Origin of the sequence: Dysgonomonas sp. 216 (assembly GCF_010501065.1) — a bacterium.
Lineage (GTDB): Bacteria > Bacteroidota > Bacteroidia > Bacteroidales > Dysgonomonadaceae > QVMM01.
The window spans coordinates 111,120-120,189 of the sequence record NZ_QVMM01000011.1; the positions used below are offsets into that span (position 1 = coordinate 111,120).

The 9,070-nt window shown below is 35.4% G+C and carries 4 protein-coding genes and 1 tRNA gene; 2 read left to right on the plus strand and 3 right to left on the minus strand.

The window, feature by feature from the left end; all coding sequences use genetic code 11:
• Positions 1 to 121 precede the first annotated feature (121 nt).
• The 3 genes from D0T53_RS08400 to dacB all read right to left on the minus strand — a co-directional run bounded on the left by D0T53_RS08400 (position 122) and on the right by dacB (position 7,511).
• The gene (locus D0T53_RS08400; RefSeq protein ID WP_163266794.1) at positions 122 to 1,300 is read right to left on the minus strand and encodes a class I SAM-dependent methyltransferase; all 1,179 of its coding nucleotides are present in this window, start codon (positions 1,298 to 1,300) and stop codon (positions 122 to 124) included.
• Entirely contained in the window at positions 1,300 to 5,757 is a 4,458-nt protein-coding gene (locus D0T53_RS08405) for a translocation/assembly module TamB domain-containing protein (RefSeq protein ID WP_163266797.1), read from the minus strand. The genes D0T53_RS08400 and D0T53_RS08405 overlap by 1 nt, the downstream gene beginning before the upstream one ends.
• Positions 5,758 to 6,080: 323 nt before the next feature.
• Complete coding sequence (dacB, locus tag D0T53_RS08410; RefSeq protein ID WP_163266799.1) at positions 6,081 to 7,511, minus strand: D-alanyl-D-alanine carboxypeptidase/D-alanyl-D-alanine-endopeptidase; 1,431 nt, start codon at positions 7,509 to 7,511, stop codon at positions 6,081 to 6,083.
• A 48-nt stretch (positions 7,512 to 7,559) separates the two neighbouring features.
• On the opposite strand from dacB, the gene D0T53_RS08415 reads away from it, so the two are divergent.
• On the plus strand, positions 7,560 to 8,753 hold the full coding sequence (locus D0T53_RS08415) for an AI-2E family transporter (RefSeq protein ID WP_255489420.1): 1,194 nt from the start codon (positions 7,560 to 7,562) through the stop codon (positions 8,751 to 8,753).
• A 91-nt stretch (positions 8,754 to 8,844) separates the two neighbouring features.
• Positions 8,845 to 8,917 (plus strand) — tRNA-Lys (locus D0T53_RS08420).
• The last annotated feature ends 153 nt before the right edge of the window (positions 8,918 to 9,070 follow it).

A 9,070-nucleotide genomic window follows, 5' to 3' on the forward strand; every position in this document is an offset into this window, starting at 1 on the left:
TGCTTTTATAAAAACCTGACAGTTCTGACAGTTTTTCTCTTTTTTCGAAATAGCTTTATTTTTGATGATAAAGAGTTTTGATAAGCAGAATTATCTGTCGATATAAAGATAAAAAAGAGTATTATAATTTCTCACAAATAAGGAGAACCTTTTTGTTGTCAGACAGTGTTGTTGCAAATATATATATATCCCCGCCATCTTTAACCGAAATTTTCTTCTTTATTTTGTCTACTGATAATGGAAAATTTCGTGCCGATATATTAGCTTTAGATATATTAGTAAGGGCTGACTTTATTTCTTTTTTATTGAATGTAATGCAGTTCTGAACAATAAACTTCCGTCCCGGAAAATCTTCGATATGTTCGTTCGCTGTATATAAATGGCTGTTTGGATGTAATTTGAGGAGTTTGAAATCGGAGCAAAGCTTTTTGTAAGCTCCAGCCTTCATTACCGAAGTATTAGGTTCGTATAAATATAGTAACGCTTTGTCTGAGAAGCGGGCTGTCGTATCACTTTCTTCTGTTTTCGTAAAACTGTATTTTTCGGTCTTACTATTTGATATATTTATACAATGAAATATAGGTTCAATGTTTTGGTTATACTTGTCTTTTATAAAAAGCAATTCTTTGCATTCGTTGTTTACACTTATAACATGAACTTCGGATATATTTTTCAAATGCTTTATTGCCGCCGATATATCGAGCATAGGCGATAGTTTTATTATTGTTCGTCTGCTTTTAGCGTCGAAATAATCATCTAGCTCAATTATATTGGGGGAACACTCTTCTATTAACACAGTTTTCTTTCCTTTAGTATCGCGTCTGCCCGGATCGATAAAAATAGTGTCGACAGAATCCATCTGTAACAAGTGCGATTTAGCATCGGTGTTTATGACGATACTATTGGCTAGTTTCAGCTTATCGAAATTGTGCTTTGCAAGTTCAGCAAGTTCTGGTTGTTGTTCTACATAAACAGCTTGCCCGTTAAATTGACGTGACATGAATGAAAAGTCTACACCTAAACCTCCGGTAAGGTCGACAAGCGTGCCACCAGAACACAGGTTGGCTTTATAGATAGCTGTGTGTTCGGAAGAGCACTGTTCTAAAGACAGATGTGGAGGATATATGATTTCCTTATTGGCATACCACGACGGAATTTTATTTCGGGCTATCTGACGACCTGCTATCTGACTAACAGCAAAAGATATATCTATATCGGGATGACGTTTGCTTTGCAGTGCCAACGAACGAACATCGTCGTTTTCGTGTTCCGATATAAATTGCAGAGTTTTACTGTTCATTATTCTTTTATTCTGATAAAAGCGCCTAAAGAACTTCCTTTCGTTGTTGAGTCGGGTAGGAGGGGTTGTATCGTATCTCTTTGTAGGGTAGGGTATGTTAATCTTGGTTTTGACCTTATTCCGAATAAATCTTTAAGACCATCAAAATCTTTTTTATACATAATACCTATGCCCTGTGTTTGTATGGCAGATGTTCCTTCCGAACCTCCATTTCCGATAAGATAGTATTTTTCGTTATAACGATTGTAAGCTTTTAGCCTCCATGTCCCGATTTTGTTCAATAAAACTTCTATATCTACATCGCCAATAAATGCCGCTTGCGTTTGTGGATTGTCTTTATATCCGAAATTGCCATTTAGCAATACTCTGTTGTTTAATAGTTGGCTCGAAAGCAGTAATTCTACTTCGGTACTAGTGAATTCCGAATCGCTGGTACGAATGTTTGTTCCTACTTGCCATCTGTCGTCGATCATACTTAATATTTTACTCAACTGGGTTGATAAGGTGGCAGATGCAAGTGAGGCAAAGTCGTTGGTCTTGTTTTCTATATTGGCATAGTTAGGCGTATAAAACTTCGACAACAACAGCAAATATACCATTTGCCTGTTTATCATATCAGGATCGTTCATTAAACTTTTGACTTGTCGTTGTACTTCAGGGTTTACCGATGGTAAAACTACATCAAAAGCAATATTCGGGTGGCGTAATTCGCCTGTTATATTCAGTATACACTCTACCGGAACAGTATATTGTCCTGAGTTTACAGCCAGATTTTGGTCAAGGTCACTAAGGTTTGCATTCAGGTGATAAATAGCATCTATATTAAGATTTGCCTGAAAAGGATCTCCCCTGAATAATACAGAGCTACCAGACCGAATGTTAAATTTTTTTTCGATTATTTTTTGAAAAGTGAAATTATAACTACCCTGATTTATTGTATAGTTACCGAATAATTGTGGCGACGTTTTTGTCCCCCATACAAACTGCATTGCACCGGAGCCCGAACTTCGAAGCATATCGCCTCCCACAGGGTCCATAACCAACTCTACAGTTGCGTCGGGGGTTGCATCTATATATAATGAAATATTGATGCCTATTCCCGATTCGGTTTTTATCACGTTTTCAGTATTTGTTCTTTCTTTCTTTTTTTCGGCAGAAGGTTCTTGCTTAATGTCTTCGGTTTTATATGTTATGAAAGAATAACTATCAATGGTTTCTTCCATAAAATTCATGATTATCTTTGTATTTGCATCGGTTTTTAACTGAGCATCGATGTTTACTTCCTGTTCGTCTCCACTGATACTGCCCGAGCCCGAAGCAAATACTTTTCCATAAAACATAGGATTGTGGCGCGATGAAGCATTATATAGCATAAAATTACTACCTTGCATATCGACATAATACATGAAATTAGCAAAAAAGTCGTGCACAACTTTACCACTAATGTTTGCTGTATTATTGAGAGGATCGGAAAATTTAATGTTATTGAAATAAATGAGGTCTTTTTTCATAAAAATGGTGTCGGTAAACGTATAGTACGTATTTAGGAAGTTTATTCCCAGACTACCATTTTCGATAAAAGCCTTACCTTCTACCGTAACATTTTTAAAATTTCCGTATAGTTTAACTTTTCCACTACCTTTTCCTTTTACGTTGTTGAACAGCGACGAAACATATTTATTCAGAAATCCTACATTGACATCTTTTGCGTCAAAATTTATAGATAATTCCTGATTTATAGGGTTTATATATCCGTCTATCAGCGTGTTTTTATTATCCTCGTTTATCAGGTTACCTTTCAGTAGAATTTTTTTGGTGGCTTCGTCCAGTTCGCTGTAGAGGTTGAGGTTGCCCAATGGTGCATTATTAAACATAAATCCCGAAACATCGAGTTTTATATTTGCGTATGGGTTTTCTTCGATGCTTGAGGCATATAGCGTTCCTGTGGCTTTTCCACCAAAGTTTAGCGCATCAATAGCCAAAGTATTAAATACATATTCGAGATTTATATTTTTTAGATTGGCATATAGTATGTCCTGTGGATTGTATTTTGAATATTGGCCGTTGATATTTACCGACTGGCTGTTTATATGGTCGTGTATGTTGAAGTTGTTAACCGATATATATTTGCTATTAATATGTATTAGAGCCGGATCTATTTGCCAAAGAGTATCGTTTAGTACCATATTGGATGGGAATATCTCAATATCGGTCTGTAATGGGTCATTTTTATCTTCTTTCGTAAATTTTGCAGAAGCCAAAATGTCTCCGTAAAATTTATTTCGGCTATTGTTTGTGAATGATATTTTAGATTTGATGGTATTGTTACTTGCCGAAAGATTTAACAGTACATTGTTTTGAACGTTATTTTTAGCTGTAACAACAGTCGAGATGTTAGCTATAATACTGTCTCCTATATTGCTAATGTGGAGTTTCGATGATTTGAGCTTAGCACCGGCTATTTTGCCTGCGGGATAATCAATGTTAAGCTCAATTTTATCTGTGATATTATTATACGAACCGGTTATCTCGGTTTTTTCGGAAACAGTAAATGGAAGCGAAAATATATCGCTTATGTTTTCGGTATTAGCTACCGATAGTTTTAGGCTCAAGGCATTATTTTCTGTTTCCTTTTTTGCGTTGTGTGTATGTGTGATCAGAGCCGGAAGATAAGGTTGTAATGTATGCATTATACTACGCCCCATTGTCGTAAATGAATATTTGCCAATAACTTCTCCATTTAGTATGTCGGATGATATTTTAAGGTGTTTGTCAGATGACAGACCTGATGCTTCGATTAGTAATTTATCGATATGAATATTTTTTTCGTTTCGGTAAAAACGAACAGAATCGATACTTAAATATCCAATAGCATTGTCGATGTTACTTCCCGCGAAGTTTGCGTCTATATTTAACGATAGGTATGAGTTAATGTATTTGTCGGATAAGTGAAGTTTATCTAATCTTAGGTTTTTTAGGCGGGAAACGAAATTCAATTCGGGCTGCTTTTTTGACAGGTCAAATATTCCACTCATATCCAAGTAGACATTTTCGTCGTCTATCAGCAATTCGCCTTCGGCTTTCCGGTTGTTGTACGTACCGTTCAATATTATATTGTTATACTGATAATTTTTATATTCGAATTTTTCAATAGTACCTTTTACCAATCCTCCTATTTGCTTGTTCTGAGGTTGTTTTAGATCGACCGATAAATTGAAGGATAATACACCTAAGTCGTTATTTGCGATAAGGTTGCCCAACTCGAATTCTTTTGTCGAAACATTACCTTTAAAGTACGATTTAATTCCATTACCATTTCCGAAACCAAACAGAAGGTCGGTTTGTATGTGACCTAGTTCGGTTTTTAGCAGTCCTTTAGCTTTTAGTTTTTCCAGATATCCCGAAATGTCGCCATGAAACGAAATTTTACCTAAGTTAAGTATCTGGTCGGGCACATTTACATTGAGGTTGGTAGCTATGCCGCTTATGCCTTCGGGTGTAATATAAAGTTCGTCTACACTTCCTTTCAGATACAGTTCACTAACATCCCTCAGATTTAATATTTGTGCATTGGCTCTAAGCTGCATCTTATCTCCATAATCAAGAGATAATTCCGATACAGTGAAATCTCGGATTTTACCCGAAGCTTTCGTTTTGAAATATATCCTGTCGTAGAAATAGCTCAGTGCGGGAACAAATGCCGATATGTCTTTGGGGGTTATGTATGATGATTGAATGTCGCATACAAACTCCATATTGTTAATAAGTTCTTGCGGGGTTTGCGATTCGTGTAACTTAACTTCGCATTTATCGAATTGCAGATTCGATTTAGGTAATTCTAACTGAAAGTTTTTAACCGATAAGTCTTTTCCTTGTGTAACAAGTCTTACGATGAGGTTCTTTATTTCTATTCCGCTTTTTTCTTTCAGACTTAATTGCTTGATTTGTATATTCAACGAATCGGGCTGTAACGATTTGAGCGACAGCCGGGCATTAATATCGGTAGCATGAATATGGTTTGCATCGAATATGCCGTCTTTTTTGAATGGTTTACTGTGGATGTCAAAATTGAAACTTCCGTCTGCTAAACTTACCGAGTTTATTTTTACATCGAATTTTGTTTTTTTCTCTGTATTGTCGGACTTAAAGGCGTCTATTACAAATTGAATGTTTAGGGGCGACGAAGATGTTTCTTTTGACAGATAAACATCAAAGAAGTTCAGTTTTACAGCATTTATTGTTATTTTATTCCTCAGTAAAGGCAAGAGGGCTACTTTAGCGTACAACTTTTTAGCCTTCAGTATTTGTTCGTTTTCCCGATCGTATAGCTCAACGCCATTAAGTTCAATAGTATTGAATGGTTGAAAATGTAGTTTTTCAATATTCAATTCAGTGTTTAGTTTTGCTTTTAACTCGGTAACAACAACCTCCTTAATCCTTTCTTGTACCGAAGACATGTTCAGAATACCGAATAGTAAGGTGATAAGTCCGAATATTATCCCTACAAAGCTGAGAAATATGTACTTGAAGCGTTTAATACTTGCTTGTTTTTAACTGATTAGTAGATTTGTCAAAGGTACTCCCGATTTATTAAATCCCAAAGACCCTTTGCGCCTAAAACCAAGATACAAAAATATAAAAAGCGTATTGATTATCGGGTCTGAATTTACTAATAAAGAATAATTTTTATTGAATAAATTAGAGTATGGATATTGCTATTTCGGATTTAGAGCCGGGCTTTTTTCTTTTAGTCAATTGTTCTGAGGTAAAGCTCGTTTTTTTAATTGAGTAGCAGGGTTTCTATTGCTTTTATTATTTCGCGTCGTGAGTCTTGTTTGAAATTGTTTACTATAACAGAGAATACATATTTCTTTTGCCCGTCTATAATATATCCTGCATAACATTGTACATTAGCTATGCTACCACTTTTTATATAGGCTTTTCCTTCAAGGCGTGTGCCTTTTAGCAGGTTACGTACAGTACCTTCTTGTCCGGCTTTGGGAAATGAAGCAATAAATGTATCGCTGTATTTACTTTTGGTATACATGTATCGAAGTACGTTACACATAAATTCGGAATTGACAGCATTTGAGGGCGATAGGCCGCATCCGTCATACATAAATAATCCGCTTGTATCTATGCCTTTCTCTTCCCACCAGCTTTTTATGGATTTAATTCCGTCAACTAAAGGTTCGGCGTTTTTTGAGGTTTTGTTCTGATGCTTTCCTATTTCACGAATAAGATGTTCGGCATAATGGTTGTTACTTCTTACATTAACAACTCGGATGATTGTTGATAAAGGTACTGAATAATGTGTATAGAAAATCTCTGAGGCTTCAGTCTCAAAAGAATTGTTATTCTCAGAATTTATGCGGGTTGTTGATACGTTATTAATACCGAAGCCTTCAATTTTTAATCTGTCGGCTAAAAAATGTCCGAGAAATAAGCCCGGATCGGGTATATCCCCTTTTATGCTGAACAGGCTTCTCCCGCTTGGTATATCTCCGGTTAACAGGCGCTTATAAGAAAATGGTTCGCCTATTATATATCCATTATCGTTTCCTGTTGTGTTTAGTTCTAGTGTATTAATAAATGTAAGTCCCGGAATATGTGGGTCTGTTTTAATAATCTCGGGACGGGATTCTTTATTTTTTGTGTTGAAGAATAATTTGTAGGTGTTGTCTAAAATACTGATTCCATAACTACCGGCAGCATAATAGTTTCCCATGTCTTCGCGTATCCATTTTCGGGATACACCTTTATAGCCGAAATAGCTATCGTCGACAATGATATTTAGTGCCGATGGCTTAATTTGCTTTTTTATGGCATTAATCCATTCGTCGAGAAAATCATGTGACGAATTTGATGTTATATATCCGCTACCTAATGTTGGGTCTCCCCATCCACGAATAACTATTGTGTTATTACTGTCTTTTTTTACGGCTAACTCGGTTTTAAAGCGATGTTGGTTTCCTAATACTTCTAAAGCTGTTGCTGTTGTTATAATTTTCAGTGTTGAAGCGGGTGTTAGCGATTGCTTTTTGTTGAACGACATTATTTCGTTCCCTTCCATATCTTGTATGCAAATACTTACTCCGGCATTTAAAAGACTTTTGTTCTGGGTAAATGCTGCGATCTTGGCATTGTTTTGTGCCGAGGCCGAAATGAAGTGTATTATAAGGCTGATAATTAGTATACTTGCTTTTTGCATTATGTTATTTTTAGAATTTAATAATTTGTAAACGAAAAAGAAATATCTTTGTCAAAGATAACAATAGTTTGGGTTATGTATGCGAATTTCGATAGGCCGTTTACATTCGATAGAGTTGTAAGGCTAATAATCAGTACTTTTTTAATATTCTTAGGGATATATGTAATATATGTGCTACGTAGCGTTTTGTTGCCATTTTTGTTGGCTTGGCTTATTGCATATATATTGAACCCGATTGTGAGAATTGTGCAGAGCAAAATCGGGATCAAAAACCGTATTCTTGCCGTAACATTTACTCTTCTTATTGTGGGGGGAGTTATTGCCGGTATAATTGCTCTATTGATTCCTCTTATCGAAGATGAGATAGACCAGATAAACCAATTGGTTTTTAATTATCAAAATCAGTTAAGGTCGCTAAATATAAATATAAATGGCGTTCCTGTGAAAATACAGGATTTTATATTAAACAATATTGACTTTAATAAATTGCGTTCGTCGTTAACAAAAGAAAGTGCGACCGAAACTGTTCAGTATCTTATACCTACTATTACAGGTGTTGTATCGAGAACTATCTCTTTAATATTAAGTATTGCAATTGTGTTTATTGTTATGCTTTATTTGATTTTTATTCTGATTGATTATGATAAGATAAATGAATTGTGGCGGAATCTTATACCACACCGTTACAGACCATTAGTTAATAAGGTGGTTTTGGATGTAGAGAAAAGTATGAATACATACTTTAGAAATCAGTTTTTTATATGTCTTATTCTTTCGGTCTTATATGCAACAGGTTTTCAATTAATAGGATTGCCCTTAGCCATAATTTTAGGAATATTTGTTGGTTTACTTCATATGATCCCTTATTTTCAGGTTGTTAGTTTTATACCTGCATTATTGTTATGTTGGTTAAAAGCTTCGCAAGCCGATACTAGCTTTTGGGCGATGCTAGGGTTAGTTGCATTAGTTTATGTTGTGGTACAAATAGTACTCGAACTGTTTTTAACTCCTCGTATAATGGGAAGGGCTATGGGGTTGAATCCTGCAATTATATTATTGTCTTTGTCTGTTTGGGGATATCTTCTTGGATTTGTAGGGATGATTATAGCAATACCTTTAACTACATTGTTGCTTTCTTATTATCAGGCGTTTATAAATTCTGACGATGATGGTAATGGTCAGTATGTAATTAAAACAGAAATAAAGGTAGAGGAAGATATTAAGATTACTGATGCAGATTAGTTAAAATAAATGTAAATATTTTAGTCTTAAAATTTGCAATTTAAATAAAAAGGTTTACCTTTGCACTCGCTTTTGAAAAGCAAAACAGGGAGATTCCGTAGCTCAGTTGGTAGAGCACATCACTTTTAATGATGGGGTCCTGGGTTCGAGCCCCAGCGGGATCACAAATGAATAAGGTAAAATAGCGTAAAGCTCTGATTTTCACGAAAATCGGAGTTTTTTGTTTTTCATAAGTTGCACAAATAGATGCCTTTTAAAGCAGGTTTTCAGTTACCAAACTATGCACCTAAAAAGCAAGAACGGATAAAACGGCGTAA